Raw genomic sequence first — 16,340 nt, 5'->3', positions numbered from 1 at the left:
CCGGGTGGCGACTCAAAATGAATCGGGATGTCAGGGTGACGCAGGTCGTGACCGTCAGGTCACTGCCTGTCCGTCGGGTTGCGCGTGGAGAGGGCTTTAATATCAGTCTGCTCGGACCGGCGGCGCCGCTCCGGCATGCAGCGCCGAGGCGCCGTTCGTCTCAGTCCTGCTCCTCGCCGCCCCAGTCCAGGCCGTGCTTGCGCAGCTTGTCGTGCAGAGTCTTGCGCGGCAGGCCGAGGGCCTCGGCCAGGCTGCGCAGCGAGCCGTGACCCTTGGCCATCTCGATGGCGATCAGCGCCTTCTCGTAGGCCTCCACCCGTTCGCCCAGGCTATGCCCGGCGGCGTTATCGGCCGCCGCCGCACCCGGCAAATCCAGGCCCAGATCCAGGCCCAGGGCGAAGCGCTCGGCGGCGTTCTGCAACTCGCGCACGTTGCCCGGCCAGGCGTGGCCGAGCAGCTGGGCGCGCTGCCCAGGCTGCAGCTCGCGCGGCGGCAGGCCGTGGCGCTGGGCGGCGGCCTCGGCATGGTGCTGGAACAGCAGCAGGATGTCGCCGTCACGCTCGCGCAGCGGCGGAATGCGCAGCGGCGCGACGTTGAGCCGGTAGTAGAGGTCGGCGCGGAAGCGGCCCTGGTCGGCGGCCTGGCGCAGGTCCTCCTTGGTTGCGGCGATCACGCGGATGTCCAGGGGGATCAGCTGGTTGCCGCCGAGGCGTTCGACCACCCGCTCCTGCAGCAGGCGCAGCAGCTTGACCTGCACCTCCGGGCTCATGCTCTCGATCTCGTCGAGGAACAGGGTGCCGCCGGCGGCGAACTCGAACTTGCCGATGCGCCTTTTGGACGCGCCGGTGAAGGCGCCGGCCTCGTGGCCGAACAGCTCGCTCTCCACCACCGACTCGGGCAGGGCGCCGGCGTTGATCGCGACGAAGGGGCCCTTGCGCCGCGCCGAGAGGTCGTGCAGGGCGCGCGCCACCACCTCCTTGCCGGCGCCGGTCTCGCCGAGGATCAGTACATCGGTGTTGATCGCCGCCAGCGCGCCGACCTGTTCGCGCAGGCGCTGCATGGGCGCGGACTGGCCGATCAGGCGTGCGCCCAGCTCGCTGCGGTCGGCCAGGGCCAGGCGCAGGCTGCGGTTCTCCAGCACCAGGCGGCGCAGCTCCAGGGCGCGGTGCACGCCGTCGAGCAGCGCCTCGCTGGCGAAGGGCTTCTCCAGGAAGTCGTAGGCGCCGGCGCGCATGGCCTGCACCGCCAGCGGCACGTCGCCGTGGCCGGTGATCAGCAGCACCGGCAGATCGGCGTCGCGCTCGCGCAGCTGTTCCAGCAACTGCAGGCCGTCGATGCCGGGCATGCGGATGTCGCTGACCACCACGCCGGGCCAGTCCGCTGCGATGCGCTCGGCCAGGCCGCGGGCGTCGGCCAGGGTCTCGACCCGCAGGCCGGCGAGATCGAGGGTCTGCGCCAGGGCCTGGCGCAGGTGCTCGTCGTCGTCGATCAAAAGAACCTGGGTGCGGGCGTCTGGGCTGCTCATGAAAGCTCCTCGGGCGGTTGCAGGTTGGCGCCGGGCGCGGCGTTGCGCAGGCGTAGGGTGACCCGCGCGCCGCCCTCCGGGTGGTTGGCCAGCAGCAGCTCGCCGCCCAGGGCACGCATCAGCGTATCGCAGATGGCCAGGCCGAGACCGAGGCCCTGGGCGCTGGTCTTGGTGGTGAAGAAGGGCTCGCGGGCATGCTCCAGGGCGGGTGCGGAGAAGCCCGGGCCATTGTCGCGCAGCAACAGGTCGACGCCTTCGGCGCCGAGCTCGGCACTCAGCCACAGGCGTCGCGGCGGGGCCTTCTCGGCCAGGGCGTCGAGGGCGTTGGCCAGCAGGTTGCCGAGCACCTGGCGCAGGCGCGTCTCGCCGGCCTGGACCCACAGGGTGGCGTCCGGCAGGTCGCGGATCAGCTCCACCTCCAGGGCGCGGCGGCGCTTGGCCAGCAGCGCCAGGGCGTCCTCGATGGCCGGCTGCAGGGCCACGCGCTCCGGGGCGTGGCGGTCGCGGCGGGCGAAGGCGCGCAGGTGGGCGATGATCGAGGCCATGCGCGCGGTCAGCTCGCCGATCTGGCGCAGATTGCCGCGGGCGTCGTCGAGGCGCTGGTGGTCGAGCAGCACGCCGGCGTTGTCGGCATAGCTGCGGATGGCCGCCAGCGGCTGGTTCAGCTCGTGGCTGATGCTGGCGCTCATGGTGCCCAGGGCCGAGAGCTTGCCGGCCTGGACCAGTTCGTCCTGGGTGCGCACCAGTTCCTGCTGTGCCCGTTCGCGCTCCAGTACCTCGTCCTTGAGCCGGCTGTTCAGCCTCTCCAGCTCGGCGGTGCGTTCCAGCACGCGGATTTCCAGCTCGCGCTTGGCACGCGCGTCCAGCGCGGCGCGCTCTATATAGTGGCGCCGGCGCTGCAGCAGCAGACCGAGCAGCAGAAGCAGGGCCAGCAGCGCCGCGCCGCCGATGGCCAGGGTGCTGCGCACCGGGCGGTCGACCAGCTGGCGCGGGGCGAGGATGCTGGCGCTGAGCCCGGTGTCCGGCAGCTCCCGGCTCTGGATCAGCCAGGCGCCCTCGTCCAGGCGCAGCGGCGTCGGCGCCTGGGTCGGGTAGGGCTGGTTGGCGGCGATGGCGGCGCGCTCGGCGTTGCCCAGCTCGCGGGTGGCATGGAACAGCCAGTCGCGGCGCGAGGCGATGATCACCACGCCGTTCTCGTCGGTGACCAGCAGTTGTTCGGGCGTCCTGCCCCACAGGGCCTCGGCGCCGTCCAGGTCGACCTTGACCACCAGGATGCCGACGATGTCCGCGCCTTCGCGCACCGGGCTGGAGAAGAAGTAACCGCGCTTGCGCGAGGTGGTGCCGAGACCGAAGAAGCGCCCCTGCTTGCCGGCCATGGCCTCGCGGAAGTAGGGCCGGTAACTGAAGTCGCGGGCGACGAAGCTGTCCGCCTGGTCCCAGTTGGAGGAGGCCAGGGTGATGCCCTGCGGGCTCATCAGGTAGATAACGTCGGCGCCGGTCTCCGCGCGCACCCGCGCCAGCAGGCGGTTGGCGCCGTCCTGCCGGGCGGGCTCGGCGGGGGCGGCGAGCAGGGCGCGCAGCGGCGGCAGGTCGGCGAGTATCGGCGGCAGCACTTCGTAGCGGCTGAGGGTGCCGCGCAGGTTGGCGACGTAGAGGGCCAGGGTCTGGCGGTTCTGCTCGGCCAGTTCGTCCTGGTAGTAGCGCTGCGCCAGGTGCTGCAGCGGCCACAGCAGGGGGGCCAGCAACAGGGCCAGCAGGAGCAGGCTGCGCCAGCGCGGGCGGTGGAGTGGGCTTGGATTCATGCGGGCACCAGTGAGTCCTGGCAATTATGCCTGTGCCTCGGGCGAGCGGGGCAATTCCCTGGCGGGGCTGCTAGCCTGTGCGCGGGAACCACTGAAAGGGAGTTGGCGATGCTGGACTACATCGCGTTGGGAATCTTGTTCTTCGTCGGCATAGTGCTGTTCTACGGGGTGATCGCGATCCACGATATCCCCTACGAGATCGCCGTGCATCGCAATCATCCGCAGCAGGACGCCATTCATGTGGCCGGCTGGATCAGCCTGTTCACCCTGCACGCGATCTGGCCCTTCCTGTGGATCTGGGCCACCCTCTATCGCGAGGACCGCGGCTGGGGCTTCGCCACACCGGTGCCGGATGCGGGCGCGGACGCGCGCCTGGACCAGTTGGCGGCGCAGCTCGCCGAGCTGCAGGCGCGCCTCGATGCGCTGCAGGCCGCCCCTGCTCCTGCGCCCAGCCCCGAGCCGCCCGCGCCCGTCGCGGCCGCCGCGCCGCAGCAGGAGGGTTGAGCAATGGACCTGTTGCTGATCCTCACCTACACCGCCTTCTGCGTCGTCATCTTCAAGGTCTTCAGGATTCCGCTGACCAAGTGGACCGTGCCCACCGCCGTGCTCGGCGGGGTGGTCCTGATCGGCACGCTGATCTTCCTGATGAACTACAACCACCCCTATTCCGAGGTGTCGCGCAGCTACTTCGTCAGCACGCCGATAGTGCCGGCGGTGAGCGGCCAGGTCGTGGACGTGCCGGCCCAGGGCAACCGCATGATGGAAAAGGGCGATGTGCTGTTCCGCATCGACCCGACGCCCTTCGAGAACCGCGTCGAGTCGCTCAAGGCCCAGCTGGTCTCGGCCAGGGCCGATCTGGCGCGGGCCAGCGAGCTGGCCCGGCGCAACGTCGGCAACCGGCGCGACGTCGACATCGCCTCGGCCAGCGTGGCGGACCTGCAGGCGCAGCTCAATATCGCCCGGTTCGAGCTGGACAACACCACGGTGCGCGCGCCGTCCAGGGGCTACGTGACCCAGGTGTCGCTGCGCCCGGGCGTCTACGCGGTGAAGATGCCGCTGCGCCCGGCCATGGTCTTCGTGCCGCAGGAGGACTATGCCTATGTGGCCTGGATGCGGCAGAACAGCCAGCTGCGCCTGAGCGTGGGCGACGAGGCGGAGATCGCCTTCGACGGCATCCCCGGCGAGGTGTTCGCGGCGCGGGTGAAGCAGGTGATGCCGGTGATCGCCGAGGGCCAGGTGCAGCCCAGCGGCAACCTGATCGGCTTCACCGGCTCGCCGCCGCCGGGGCGCGTGCCGGTGGTGCTGGAGGTGACCGATCCCGAGTTCGAGCAGTACCGCGAGCTGATGCCGGGCGGCGCCTATGGCCAGGCCGCGCTGTATTCGGAGCACTTCCACCATGTCGCCATCATGCGCAAGATCCTCCTGCGCATGGCGTCCTGGATGAACTACATCTTCCCCTTCCACTGAGTGCTCTGCGGGCAAGCGGTGCGGATTTCGTGGTCGCCGGGCTGGGCCGGGCCGGGACCTGGGGAGGTGGTCGCCGACGACATCGCGGCGGCCGCCGCCGGGGTGGTGTGCTGTGACGAGATCGAGCCGCTGTCCGACGGCATGCAGGCCTTCTGGGTGTCCAGCCCGGCCGTCATCATCTATCTGGTGTGCTAGGGCTCGGCGTTCTGGTCCTAGGGGCGTTCGGCCCGGCTCAGGCGCCAGCGGCCGCCACGGCGACGAAATAGGCGCTGAACAGCGCAGTGATCACCACCGTGGTGTAGCCGGAGTTGGCGAAGTCGTACATCGCCCAGGACCAGGCCTCCAGGCGCGTCACACCGCGGGCGAGGCTGGCAGACATGGTGTGTTCTCCAGTGGCTGGAGCGGTCAGGCAAGCCTAGCCGCGACGGGCGGCGCAGGCGAGATCGGCCCGGCTATAAGCGCGCCCTGGTTATGGGGGAGGGTTATTATCGCCGCTGCCGGCCAGGGGTTATGGTGAATGAATGTGGGCCGTCCCAACGCCGGCCCAGCGAATGAGGAGTCGCCGATGAGTCGCCTGCCTCATGCCGAGCCGGTCGCCGCCGATAGCGCGGAGACCGCTCAGAAGCTGCTGGACATCGTCCGGCAGACCGTACTGGAGTTGCGCCCGTATGCCGCCGAGGAGGCGGCCATCGGCCTGCACAGCGCCTTCGACCGCGACCTTGGGCTGGACAGCCTGGCCCGGGTCGAGCTGTGGTCGCGCATCGAGCGCGAGTTCGACGTGCGCCTGCCCGAGGCCCTGTTCGCCAGCGCCGACACCCCCCATGACCTGCTCGCGGCCCTCGGCGAGCCGGCTGCGGCGCAGGCCGGCGCCGCGCCGTCGGTGACGGCCGAGGACGCCGTCACCGAGGTCGGTCCGGGCACCCCGGAGCAGGCCCAGACCCTGATGGAGGTGCTCGACTGGCACGTGCGGCGCCATCCGCAGCGTTGCCACGTGCGCCTGCTGGGCGACGCCGAGGCGTGCGAGGAGATCGACTACGCGGCGCTCCAGGCCGGTGCCCGGGCGGTGGCCGTGGGCCTGCAGCAGCGCGGGCTGGAGGCCGGCCAGCGGGTGGCGCTGATGCTGCCGACCGGCCGCGACTTCCTCTTCGCCTTCTTCGGCATCCTCCTGGCCGGCGGTGTGCCGGTGCCGATCTACCCGCCGATGCGCCTGGCGCAGATCGAGGAGCACCTGCGCCGCCAGGCGGCGATCCTCGGCAACGCCGAGGCGCGCATGCTGATCACCGTCAGTGAGGCCAAGCTGCTCACCCACCTGCTGCGCCCGCAGGTGCCGAGCCTGGGCGAGATCCTCGGCGTCGCCGAGCTGGCGGCGGCCAGCGGCAGCCTGCGCGCCCAGCCGCGCCAGGCCGGCGATCTGGCCTTCCTGCAGTACACCTCCGGCAGCACCGGCCAGCCCAAGGGGGTGATGGTCAGCCACGCCAACCTGCTGGCCAACCTGCGGGCCATGGGCAAGGCACTGCGGGTCGACGCCACGGACGTATTCGTCAGCTGGCTGCCGATGTACCACGACATGGGCCTGATCGGCGCCTGGCTCGGCAGCCTGTACTACGGCTTCAACCTGGTGCTGATGTCGCCTTTGGCCTTCCTCGCCCGCCCGGCGCGCTGGCTGCGGACCATTCAGCAGTACCGCGCGACCCTCTCGGCGGCGCCGAACTTCGCCTACGAGCTGTGCCTGAGCCGGCTCGACGCGACCGAGCTGGCGGGCCTCGACCTGAGCAGCTGGCGCCTGGCGCTGAACGGCGCCGAGCCGGTCAACCCCGACACCCTGCGGCGTTTCGCCGAGCGTTTCGCCGCCTACGGCCTGGCGCCGGGCGCGCTGATGCCGGTGTACGGCCTGGCCGAGGGCACTCTGGGGGTGGCCTTCCCGCCGCTGGGGCGCGGGCCGCGCATCGACTGGGTGGCGCGCGCGCCGTTCCAGAGCGGCGGGCGGGCGCGCCCGGTGGCGCCGGATAGCGCCGACGCGCTGCGTTTCGTGTGCTGCGGCGGGCCGCTGCCGGGGCACCAGATCCGCGTGGTCGACGGTCAGGACGTGGAGCTGCCCGAGCGCACCGAGGGCCATGTGCAGTTCCGCGGGCCCTCGACCAGCGCCGGCTACTTCGCCAACCCCGAGGAGAGCGCGCGGGTGCGCCACGGCCCCTGGCTCGACTCCCTGGACCTGGGCTACATGGCCGGCGGCGAGCTGTACCTCAGCGGCCGCGCCAAGGACCTGATCATTCGCGGCGGGCGCAACATCTACCCCTACGACGTGGAGACCGCGGTGGGCAACCTGGATGGCCTGCGCAAGGGCTGCGTGGCGGTGTTCGGCAGCCGCGACGCGGCCGGCGGTAGCGAGCGCCTGGTGGTGCTGGCCGAGACCCATGAGCAGGACCCGGCCGCGCGGCGCGCACTGCAGCAGGCGATCAACCGGGTGTCCTTGGACCTCACCGGGCTGGCGCCGGACGATATCGTCCTGGCGCCGCCACACAGCGTGCTGAAGACTTCCAGCGGCAAGATCCGCCGCGCCGCCAGCCGCGAGCTGTACGAGCGCGGCGAGGTGGGGCGGCCGCGCCGCGCGGTGTGGCGCCAGCTGCTGCGCCTGCTGCAGGCGGCCGCGCGGGCCCAGGCCGGGCGCCTGGCGCGGGCGCTCGGCGCCTTGCTCTACGCCGGCTACTTCTGGGCCCTGCTGCTGACCCTCGCCAGCCTGACCTGGCTGGCGGTGGCGCTGCTGCCGCGACGCAGCTGGTGCCGGCGCCTGGTGCGGCTGGCGGCGCGGGCCTTCCTGCGCCTGGCCGGGGTGCCGCTGAACGTCAGCGGCCTGGGCCAGGTGCGCCTGCCGCAGGTGCGCGTGCTGGTGGCCAACCATGCCAGCTACTTGGACGGCCTGGTGCTGTGCGCGGTGCTGCCGCCGAGCTTCAGTTTCGTCGCCAAGCGCGAGCTGGCCGGACAGTTCGTCGCCGGGCGCTTCCTGCGCCGGCTCGGTACCTGCTTCGTCGAGCGTTTCGACGTGCAGCGTGGCGTCGCCGACGCCGAGGCCCTGGCCCAGACCCTGGCGGCCGGGCAGTCGCTGGTGTTCTTCCCCGAGGGTACCCTGAGCCGCGAGCCGGGCCTGCAGGCGTTCCGCATGGGCGCCTTCGTCCTCGCCGCGCGGGCCGACGTGCCGCTATTGCCGGTGGCCCTGGGCGGCACGCGCATGGTGCTGCGCGACGGCCAGTGGTTCCCCCATCGCGGCGAGGTGCGGGTCAAGCTCTGCGGGCAACTGCTGGCCGACGGCCACGACTGGCTGGATGCGATCAAGCTGCGCGACAAGGCGCGGGCGGTGCTGCAGCAGCAGCTGGACGAGCCGGACCGCCTGCGCCTGGCCGGCTGAGGCGAGTTCGCAGAAACGCGAAAGCCCTGTAGGGAGGGTCACCTGCCCCGCGCTGGTCGGGGCTCACCATCACGCCGCGTCGGGTGGAATGACGGCGAGGTGGCACGGGTGGGGGGCGATACATCGCTCGGCGGGTTACGCCTTCGGCTAACCCGCCCTACGTCTGACTCCCGCTGAGTGCTCTGCGGGCAGGCGAGTAGGGTGGGTTAGCCGCAGCGCGGCGTAACCCACCGGTGCGGGGGAGTGGGCTTTCCGCTTCTCGCGGACAAAAAAAGAGGCCTCCCGAAGGAGGCCTCTCTCGTGTCGCGCTACCGGCTTAGACGCTGTAGTACAGGTCGTATTCCAGCGGGTGCACGAAGGTGCGCACCTTGATCTCTTCCTCGGACTTCAGGGCGATGTAGGCATCGATGAAGTCGTCGGAGAACACGCCGCCCTTGGTCAGGAAGGCGCGGCCCTTGTCCAGCTCTTCCAGGGCTTCCTTCAGGCTGCCGCAAACCTGCGGGATTTCCTTGGCCTCTTCCGGCGGCAGGTCATACAGGTTCTTGTCGGCGGCATCGCCCGGGTGGATCTTGTTCTGGATACCGTCCAGACCGGCCATCAGCAGGGCAGCGAAGGCCAGGTAGGGGTTGGCAGCCGGATCCGGGAAGCGCGCCTCGATGCGGCGGGCTTTCGGGCTGGAAACGTACGGAATACGGATCGAGGCGGAACGGTTGCGAGCCGAGTAGGCCAGCATGACCGGAGCTTCGAAGCCCGGGACCAGACGCTTGTAAGAGTTGGTCGACGGGTTGGTGAAGCCGTTCAGGGCCTTGCCGTGCTTGATGATGCCGCCGATGAAGTACAGGGCGGTATCGGACAGGCCGGCATAGCCTTCGCCAGCGAAGGTGTTCTTGCCATCTTTGGAGATGGACATGTGCACGTGCATGCCCGAGCCGTTGTCGCCGTACAGCGGCTTCGGCATGAAGGTCACGGTCTTGCCGTAGGCGTCGGCGACGTTGTGCACGCAGTACTTCAGGGTCTGCACTTCGTCGGCCTTGGCGACCAGGGTGTTGAACTTCACGCCGATCTCGTTCTGGCCGGCAGTGGCCACTTCGTGGTGGTGCACTTCGACGACCAGGCCCATCTCTTCCAGGGCGTTGCACATGGCGGTGCGGATTTCGTGGTCGTGGTCGACGGGCGGAACCGGGAAGTAGCCGCCCTTGACGCCCGGGCGGTGGCCCTTGTTGCCGGACTCGATGTCGGCGTCGGTGTTCCAGGAGGCCTGCTCGGAGAAGATCTTGAACATCGAGCCGGAGATGTCGGACTTGAACTTCACTTCGTCGAAGATGAAGAACTCCGGCTCCGGGCCGACGAATACGGTGTCACCGATACCGGTGGACTTCAGGTATTCCTCGGCGCGCTTGGCGATGGCGCGCGGGTCGCGGTCGTAGCCCTGCATGGTGGAGGGCTCGATGATGTCGCAGACCAGGATCAGGGTCGGCTCTTCGGTGAAGGGGTCCAGCACGGCGGTGCTGTCGTCCGGCATCAGGATCATGTCGGAGGCTTCGATGCCTTTCCAGCCGGCGATGGAGGAGCCGTCGAACATCTTGCCGACTTCGAAGAAGTCGTCGTCGGCGTCACGTGCCGGCATGGTCACGTGCTGTTGCTTGCCTTTGGTGTCGGTGAAGCGAAGATCAATCCACTTCACGTCGTGTTCTTTAATCAGTTGAAGCGACTTCGACATGGTGTCCTCCAGGTGGAAGGAGACTGGTTCCAGCCAGTCTCCGGAATCGGTGCAAAGTCGGGCGGGATAGTCCGCCAGACCCGACTGCCTCACAAGGGAGCAATTAGCGTGCCAGTGCCCCGGAATGGGCTGTGCGCCCGAAACTCAGGCATTCCGGGGTGCGGGGCGGAATTCGCGATTGATTTAAGCACCATATCGGTGCGGTGTTTTCGCGCAGCGCACTTTTTTGGTGCCTTGCGCTTTTTTGGTCAAAGCTTGAGCAATTTCCGCTATAATCCGCGCCCCTGTTTTTCGGCCTCCCGCCCGGCGCGCGTTTTTTCATGAAACTCATCGTCAAACCCTTCGCGGAAATCACCATCAAGAGCCGGCCGGTGCGCAAGCAGTTCATCCGCCAGCTGGCCAAGAACATCCGCACGGTGCTGCGCGACCTGGATCCCGAACTGGAGGTGCAGGGCGAATGGGACAACCTCGATCTGATCAGCCGGGTCAGCGAGCGCAAGACCCAGCAGGAGATGTTCGAGCGCCTGCGCAACACGCCGGGCATCGCCCACTTCCTCGAAGTGCACGAATATCCCTACGTCGATTTCGATGACACTTTCGAGAAATGCCGCGCGCATTTTGGCGAGCAGATCGCCGGCAAGGTGTTCGCCGTGCGCTGCAAGCGCGCCGGCAACACCCACGACTTCACCTCGATGGAACTGGCCACCCATGTTGGCAGCCGCCTGCGCCGCGAGTGCGGGGCCGCCGGCATCGATCTCAGGCAGCCCGAGGTCGAGGCGCGCTTCGAAGTGCGCTACGACCGCCTGCTGATCATCCATGCCCAGCATGAGGGGCTCGGTGGCTATCCGCTGGGCTCCATCGAGCAGACTCTGGTGCTGATGAGCGGCGGCTTCGACTCCACGGTCGCCGCCTACCAGATGATGCGTCGCGGCCTGCTCACCCACTTCTGCTTCTTCAACCTCGGCGGCCGCGCCCACGAGCTGGGCGTGATGGAAGTGGCCCACCACCTGTGGCAGAAGTTCGGCAGCTCGCACCGCGTGCTGTTTATCAGCGTGCCGTTCGAGGAAGTGGTCGGCGAGATCCTCTCCAAGGTCGACAACAGCCAGATGGGCGTGGTGCTCAAGCGCATGATGCTGCGCGCTGCCAGCCGCATCGCCGAGGAGCTGCATATCGACGCGCTGGTCACCGGCGAGGCGATCAGCCAGGTGTCCAGCCAGACACTGCCCAACCTCTCGGTGATCGACTCGGTCACCGACACCCTGGTGCTGCGCCCGCTGATCGCCGCGCACAAGCAGGACATCATCGACACCGCCTCGGCCATCGGCACCGCCGAGTTCGCCAAGAACATGCCCGAGTACTGCGGGGTGATCTCGGTCAACCCGACCACCCGCGCCAAGCGCGGGCGCGTCGAGCACGAGGAGGCGCAGTTCGACATGGCCGTGCTCGAGCGCGCCCTGGAGCGCGCACGGCGGGTGACGGTGGACAAGGTCATCGACGAGATGGGCCAGGACCTGCAGGTCGAGGAAGTGGCCGAGGCCCTGGCCGGGCAGATCGTCATCGACATCCGCCACCCGGATGCCGCCGAGGACGAGCCGCTGCAGCTGCCCGGCATCGAGGTGCAGGCCCTGCCGTTCTACGCGCTGAACAACAGATTCAAGGAACTGGATGAGACCCGCCAGTACCTGCTGTATTGCGACAAGGGCGTGATGAGCCGCCTGCATGCCCACCATCTGCTCAGCGAGGGGCATGCCAATGTGCGGGTCTACCGACCCGCACAGCCGCAAGCTGCAAGCCACAAGCGGCAAGGCAAGGGCGAACAGTCATGAGAACCTGCCACATTCGGCGCAGCGCTCGACGCCGCCGTCATCCCCCCGACCGGCTTTCCAACGCTTTTACTTGCAGCTTGCGGCTTGAAGCTTGCCGCTGCCCTTAATGCTTTCACTTGCAGCTTGCGGCTCGAAACTTGCCGCTCTCTTTTAGGAAAAAATCGTGATCGAAAAACTGCGCAATATCGCCATCATCGCCCACGTCGACCATGGCAAGACCACCCTGGTAGACAAACTGCTGAAGCTCTCCGGCACCCTCGACCGCAAAGAAGCGGAAAACGAGCGGGTGATGGACTCCAACGACCAGGAAAAAGAGCGCGGCATCACCATTTTGGCGAAGAACACCGCCATCAAGTGGAACGGCTACAACATCAACATCGTCGACACCCCCGGCCACGCCGACTTCGGCGGTGAAGTGGAGCGCGTGATGTCCATGGTCGACTCCGTGCTGCTGGTGGTCGACGCCCAGGACGGCCCCATGCCGCAGACCCGCTTCGTGACCCAGAAGGCGTTCAAGGCCGGCCTGCGTCCGATCGTGGTGGTGAACAAGATCGACCGTCCCGGCGCGCGTCCGGACTGGGTCATCGACCAGATCTTCGACCTGTTCGACAACCTTGGCGCCACCGACGAGCAGCTGGACTTCCCGATCGTCTACGCCAGCGCCCTGAACGGCATCGCCGGCATGGACCACGAGAACATGGACGACAACATGGACGCCCTGTTCCAGGCCATCATCGACCACGTGCCGGCGCCCAAGGTGGATGTCGACGGCCCGTTCCAGATGCAGATCTCCCAGCTGGACTACAACAGCTTCCTCGGCGTGATCGGCATCGGCCGCATCGCCCGCGGCAAAATCAAGACCAACACCCCGGTGGTGGCCATCAGCGACGACGGCAGCAAGCGCAACGGCCGCGTGCTGAAGATCATGGGCCACTCCGGCCTGCAGCGCGTGGAAGTGGCCGAGGCCGAGGCCGGCGACATCGTCTGCGTCAGCGGCATGGAAGAGCTGTTCATCTCCGACACCCTGTGTGATCCGCAGCATGTCGAGGCGCGCCCGCCGCTGACCGTCGACCAGCCGACCGTGAGCATGACCTTCCAGGTCAACGACTCGCCGTTCGCCGGCAAGGAAGGCAAGTTCGTCACCAGCCGCAACATCAAGGACCGTCTGGACAAGGAACTGCTGCACAACGTGGCCCTGCGCGTCGAGCCGGGTGATTCGGCCGAGAAGTTCAAGGTCTCCGGCCGTGGCGAGCTGCACCTGTCGGTACTGATCGAAACCATGCGCCGCGAAGGCTTCGAGCTGGCCGTGGGCCGCCCGGAAGTAGTGATCATCGAGAAGGACGGCGAGAAGCAGGAGCCCTACGAGAACGTCACCATCGACATCGAGGAGCAGCACCAGGGCCCGGTGATGGAGCAGATGGGTCTGCGTAAGGGCGACATGACCAACATGGTGCCGGACGGCAAGGGCCGTATCCGCCTGGAATACGTGATCCCGGCCCGCGGCCTGATCGGTTTCCGTAACGCCTTCCTGACCATGACCTCGGGCACCGGCATCCTCACCTCGACCTTCGACCACTACGGTCCGGTCAAGGCCGGCGACGTCGCCCACCGCCAGAACGGCGTGCTGGTGTCGATGGCCACCGGCACCGCGCTGACCTACTCCCTGGAGACCCTGCAGGACCGCGGCAAGCTGTTCCTGAGCCCGGGCGACGAAGTCTACGAAGGCCAGCTGGCCGGCATCCACAGCCGCGACAACGACCTGGTGATCAACCCGACCAAGGCCAAGAAGCTCGACAACATGCGCGCTTCCGGCAAGGACGAGACCATCCAGCTGACCCCGGCGCTGAAGTTCACCCTGGAGCAGGCGCTGGAGTTCATCGACGAAGACGAGCTGGTGGAAGTGACGCCGAAGTCGATCCGTCTGCGCAAGAAGCTGCTCAACGAGAACGACCGCAAGCGCTACGAGCGCAGCAAGGTCTGAGGCGTAGCAGCTGCAAGCGGCAAGCCTCGAGCCGCAAGTGAATGAAAAGCCCCCGGCGGAGCGATCCGCCGGGGGCTTTTTCGTCAGGGGCGCGCGGCCGGCAGGGCCGCGGCCGGGCTGGGTTGGGGCAGCTGGCTCAGCCACACGCTGCCCACCACTATGGCCATGCCCAGCAGTTGCGCGGGGCTCAGGCTCTGCTCCAGCAACAGCCAGCCCAGAACCACGGCGCTGAGCGGGCTGAGGAAGCCCAGCGAGGACACCGCAGCCGGCTCCAGGCGGGCCACGCCGCGGAACCAGATGATGTAGGTCAGCGCCGCGCCGATCAGGCCCAGGTAGGCGATGCCGGCGACGTTCAGCGCATCCATGCTGGGCGGCTCCGGCTCCAGCAGCAGGGCGGCCGGCAGGAGCAGCAGCCCGCCGGCGACCAGTTGCCAGGCGGTGAAGGTGAGTGCCGTGGTCGGCGGCTGCCAGCGCCGGCTGAGCACGGTACCCAGGGCCATGGAGGCGGCGCCCGCCAGCCCGGCGGCGACGCCGAGTGGGTCCAGCGTGGCCTGGGGCGTCAGCACCAGCAGGGCGACGCCGAGCATGCCGGCCATTGAGCCCAGCAGCGCCAGCGGGCGAATCGGCGAGCCCAGGGCCAGGCGTGCCAGCAGTATGACGAACAGCGGCTGGATCGCCCCCAGGGTGGCGGCGACGCCGCCCGGCAGGCGGTAGGCGGCGACGAACAGCATGGCCCAGAACAGCGAGAAGTTGAGCGCGCCGAGCAGGAAGATGCGCGCCCACCAGCGCCCCCGGGGCAGCTGGCGCACCAGCAGGAGCAGCAGCAGGCCCGCCGGCAGGGCGCGCAGCATGGCCATGGTCAGCGGATAGTCGGCGGGCAGCATCAGGGTGGTCACCACATAGGTGCTGCCCCAGATGGCAGGAGCCAGGGCGGTGATCAGCAGGTCGGCGTGGCGCTTCATGGCGGCTCCTCAGGCGAGTTCGAGAATCTGTTGCAGCGGGCGACGCGGCTTCTGCGGCCAGTTGCCGGGCAGGGCGTGGCCCATGGCGACCAGCAGCACGGGAATCTCCTCCGCGGCCAGGGCGAAGGCCTCGCTCACCCCGACGGAGTCGAAGCCGGTCATCGGGCAGGCGCCCAGGCCCAGCGCCTGGCCGGCCTGCATCAGGGTGCTGGCGCCCAGGCTGGCGCTGCGCACGGCCTCGTCGCGGCGGGTCTGCGGCGACTCCGCGTACAGCCGCTCGGCGGAGCGCTGCCAGCTGTGCGGCATGTCGGCCGGCATGAAGCCGGCACTCACCGAGGGTTGCAGGCGCTCCGCCAGCCACTCGGCGCGGGGCAGCACGCCGCAGACGATGAAGGTCACCGCCGCCTCGCTGACCTTGGGCTGGCCAAACGCCAGGTTGCGCAGGCGTTGCTTGCCCGCGGCGCTGCGCACGGCGATGTAGCGCCAGTTCTGCAGGTTGAAGGCGCTGGGCGCGCGGCCGGCCCAGCCGATCAGGGCGCGAATGCTCTCGTCGTCCAGGCTGCGCGAGGGGTCGAAGTCGTTGAGCGAGGCGCGTTGGACGATGGCTTCGAGTATGGGATGCATCTGGAGTGACTCCTGTCGATGGGCTATGGGCGCTAGATTAATGCAGGGGTAGTTGGTTGATAATTAAGGCTATGATCACTTAACTATTTACTAATGGTGTTCAATACATGGATCGTTTCACCGCGCTCAACGTGTTCCGCCAGGTCGTCGACCTCGGCAGCTTCGCTGCCGCCGCGCGCCACCTGGGCCTGTCGCCGGCCGCCGTGAGCAAGAACATCCACGAGCTGGAGGCGCATCTCTCGGTGCGCCTGCTGCATCGCACCACGCGGCGCATGAGCCTGACCGAGGCCGGCTGCCGCTATCACGAGCAGGTGGTGCGCATTCTCGACGATCTGCAGGAAGCGGACGGCTCCCTGGGCCCCCTGCAGACCGCGCCACGCGGCACTCTGCGGGTCAGCGCGCCGATGTCCTTCAGCCTGATCCGCCTGGCCCAGGCCATTCCGCGCTTTCTCGAGCGCTATCCCGAGCTGTCCCTGGACCTGCAGCTGGAGGACCGCCGCGTCGACATCGTCAAGGATGGCTTCGACCTGGTCCTGCGCGGCAGCGATCGCCTGGAGGATTCGAGCCTGGTGGCGCGCGAGCTGATGACCCTGCACCACGTGCTCTGCGGTGCGCCGGAGTATTTCGCGCGCCACGGCGTGCCCGAGGACCCGGACGATCTGCGGCGCCTGGAGTGCGTGCAGTTCACCCTGTCCGGCCATGCCGGCGAGTGGAGCTTCCAGCGCGCCGGCCAGCAGCGCCGGGTACCGGTGCGCGGGCGCTATAAGGTCAACTCCAGCCTGGCCCTGTGCGCGGCGCTGCGCGCCGGCCACGGCGTCAGCCTGGTACCGGAAATCTATGTGCGCGAGGATCTGGCCCAGGGGCGCCTGCAGGCGGTGCTGGGCGACTGGGCGCCGCCCGAGACCCGGTTGTATGCCGTCTACCCCTCGCGTCGGCATCTGCAGGCCAAGGTGCGGGCCTTCATGGATTTCCTGGTGCAGGAGTTGGGCGCCGACTCCCTAGGATAGGCCCGCTACAGCAGGCCTATCCG

At 68.6% G+C, this 16,340-nt stretch carries 13 protein-coding genes; 7 read left to right on the top strand and 6 right to left on the bottom strand.

Annotated features, from left to right (window positions below; translation table 11 throughout):
- Positions 1-160: 160 nt before the first annotated feature.
- Together AAFN46_RS17540 and AAFN46_RS17535 are read right to left on the bottom strand one after the other, a co-directional pair.
- Positions 161-1,525 (bottom strand): sigma-54 dependent transcriptional regulator, encoded by a 1,365-nt coding sequence (locus AAFN46_RS17540; RefSeq protein ID WP_347809985.1) that lies wholly within the window; start codon positions 1,523-1,525, stop codon positions 161-163.
- Positions 1,522-3,327, bottom strand: coding sequence for an ATP-binding protein (locus AAFN46_RS17535; RefSeq protein ID WP_347809984.1), 1,806 nt, complete (start codon positions 3,325-3,327; stop codon positions 1,522-1,524). The genes AAFN46_RS17540 and AAFN46_RS17535 overlap by 4 nt, the downstream gene beginning before the upstream one ends.
- A gap of 108 nt (positions 3,328-3,435) precedes the next feature.
- Here AAFN46_RS17535 and AAFN46_RS17530 point away from each other — a divergent pair, with 108 nt between their 5' ends.
- The 3 genes from AAFN46_RS17530 (at position 3,436) to AAFN46_RS17520 (ending at position 4,989) form a co-directional block, all read left to right on the top strand.
- Complete coding sequence (locus AAFN46_RS17530; RefSeq protein ID WP_347809983.1) at positions 3,436-3,831, top strand: DUF3302 domain-containing protein; 396 nt, start codon at positions 3,436-3,438, stop codon at positions 3,829-3,831.
- Between the two features lie 3 nt (positions 3,832-3,834).
- Positions 3,835-4,794 carry a biotin/lipoyl-binding protein gene (locus AAFN46_RS17525; protein WP_347809982.1) on the top strand — a complete coding sequence of 320 codons (960 nt, stop codon included), beginning with the start codon at positions 3,835-3,837 and terminating at the stop codon, positions 4,792-4,794.
- Positions 4,795-4,860: 66 nt separating this feature from the next.
- Positions 4,861-4,989: a hypothetical protein gene (locus AAFN46_RS17520; RefSeq protein WP_347809981.1), complete on the top strand. Its 129-nt coding sequence runs from the start codon at positions 4,861-4,863 to the stop codon at positions 4,987-4,989.
- A gap of 37 nt (positions 4,990-5,026) precedes the next feature.
- Here the strand turns inward: AAFN46_RS17520 and AAFN46_RS17515 are convergent, their stop codons facing one another.
- Positions 5,027-5,173, bottom strand: coding sequence for a hypothetical protein (locus AAFN46_RS17515; RefSeq protein WP_347809980.1), 147 nt, complete (start codon positions 5,171-5,173; stop codon positions 5,027-5,029).
- Between the two features lie 186 nt (positions 5,174-5,359).
- Between AAFN46_RS17515 and AAFN46_RS17510 the strand changes: the two genes are divergently transcribed.
- Positions 5,360-8,197: an AMP-binding protein gene (locus AAFN46_RS17510; RefSeq protein WP_347809979.1), complete on the top strand. Its 2,838-nt coding sequence runs from the start codon at positions 5,360-5,362 to the stop codon at positions 8,195-8,197.
- A 316-nt stretch (positions 8,198-8,513) separates the two neighbouring features.
- Here AAFN46_RS17510 and glnA read toward each other — a convergent pair whose 3' ends face one another.
- Entirely contained in the window at positions 8,514-9,917 is a 1,404-nt protein-coding gene (gene glnA / locus AAFN46_RS17505) for a glutamate--ammonia ligase (protein ID WP_347809978.1), read from the bottom strand.
- A 320-nt stretch (positions 9,918-10,237) separates the two neighbouring features.
- On the opposite strand from glnA, the gene thiI reads away from it, so the two are divergent.
- The gene (gene thiI, locus AAFN46_RS17500; RefSeq protein WP_347809977.1) at positions 10,238-11,743 is read left to right on the top strand and encodes a tRNA uracil 4-sulfurtransferase ThiI; all 1,506 of its coding nucleotides are present in this window, start codon (positions 10,238-10,240) and stop codon (positions 11,741-11,743) included.
- A 163-nt stretch (positions 11,744-11,906) separates the two neighbouring features.
- Positions 11,907-13,724 carry a translational GTPase TypA gene (typA, locus tag AAFN46_RS17495; RefSeq protein ID WP_347809976.1) on the top strand — a complete coding sequence of 606 codons (1,818 nt, stop codon included), beginning with the start codon at positions 11,907-11,909 and terminating at the stop codon, positions 13,722-13,724.
- Positions 13,725-13,807: 83 nt separating this feature from the next.
- Here typA and AAFN46_RS17490 read toward each other — a convergent pair whose 3' ends face one another.
- Positions 13,808-14,686, bottom strand: coding sequence for an EamA family transporter (locus AAFN46_RS17490; RefSeq protein WP_347809975.1), 879 nt, complete (start codon positions 14,684-14,686; stop codon positions 13,808-13,810).
- A 9-nt stretch (positions 14,687-14,695) separates the two neighbouring features.
- Positions 14,696-15,310, bottom strand: coding sequence for a nitroreductase family protein (locus AAFN46_RS17485; RefSeq protein WP_347809974.1), 615 nt, complete (start codon positions 15,308-15,310; stop codon positions 14,696-14,698).
- A gap of 107 nt (positions 15,311-15,417) precedes the next feature.
- Here AAFN46_RS17485 and AAFN46_RS17480 point away from each other — a divergent pair, with 107 nt between their 5' ends.
- On the top strand, positions 15,418-16,317 hold the full coding sequence (locus AAFN46_RS17480; RefSeq protein ID WP_347809973.1) for a LysR family transcriptional regulator: 900 nt from the start codon (positions 15,418-15,420) through the stop codon (positions 16,315-16,317).
- The last annotated feature ends 23 nt before the right edge of the window (positions 16,318-16,340 follow it).

This window comes from Pseudomonas sp. CAU 1711 (genome assembly GCF_039888625.1).
Lineage (GTDB): Bacteria > Pseudomonadota > Gammaproteobacteria > Pseudomonadales > Pseudomonadaceae > Aquipseudomonas.
The sequence above is the reverse complement of the archived record's forward strand: the minus strand, read 5'-3'. Positions and strand labels throughout refer to the sequence as shown.

Bases quoted from the DNA above. Each gene is read 5' to 3' on its own strand.
- AAFN46_RS17510 (WP_347809979.1), top strand. From the start codon at position 5,360: ATGAGTCGCCTGCCTCATGCCGAGCCGGTCGCCGCCGATAGCGCGGAG.
- AAFN46_RS17515 (WP_347809980.1), bottom strand. From the start codon at position 5,173: ATGTCTGCCAGCCTCGCCCGCGGTGTGACGCGCCTGGAGGCCTGGTCC.
- AAFN46_RS17480 (WP_347809973.1), top strand. From the start codon at position 15,418: ATGGATCGTTTCACCGCGCTCAACGTGTTCCGCCAGGTCGTCGACCTC.
- AAFN46_RS17485 (WP_347809974.1), bottom strand. From the start codon at position 15,310: ATGCATCCCATACTCGAAGCCATCGTCCAACGCGCCTCGCTCAACGAC.
- AAFN46_RS17490 (WP_347809975.1), bottom strand. From the start codon at position 14,686: ATGAAGCGCCACGCCGACCTGCTGATCACCGCCCTGGCTCCTGCCATC.
- AAFN46_RS17525 (WP_347809982.1), top strand. From the start codon at position 3,835: ATGGACCTGTTGCTGATCCTCACCTACACCGCCTTCTGCGTCGTCATC.
- AAFN46_RS17540 (WP_347809985.1), bottom strand. From the start codon at position 1,525: ATGAGCAGCCCAGACGCCCGCACCCAGGTTCTTTTGATCGACGACGAC.
- AAFN46_RS17530 (WP_347809983.1), top strand. From the start codon at position 3,436: ATGCTGGACTACATCGCGTTGGGAATCTTGTTCTTCGTCGGCATAGTG.
- thiI (WP_347809977.1), top strand. From the start codon at position 10,238: ATGAAACTCATCGTCAAACCCTTCGCGGAAATCACCATCAAGAGCCGG.
- AAFN46_RS17535 (WP_347809984.1), bottom strand. From the start codon at position 3,327: ATGAATCCAAGCCCACTCCACCGCCCGCGCTGGCGCAGCCTGCTCCTG.
- glnA (WP_347809978.1), bottom strand. From the start codon at position 9,917: ATGTCGAAGTCGCTTCAACTGATTAAAGAACACGACGTGAAGTGGATT.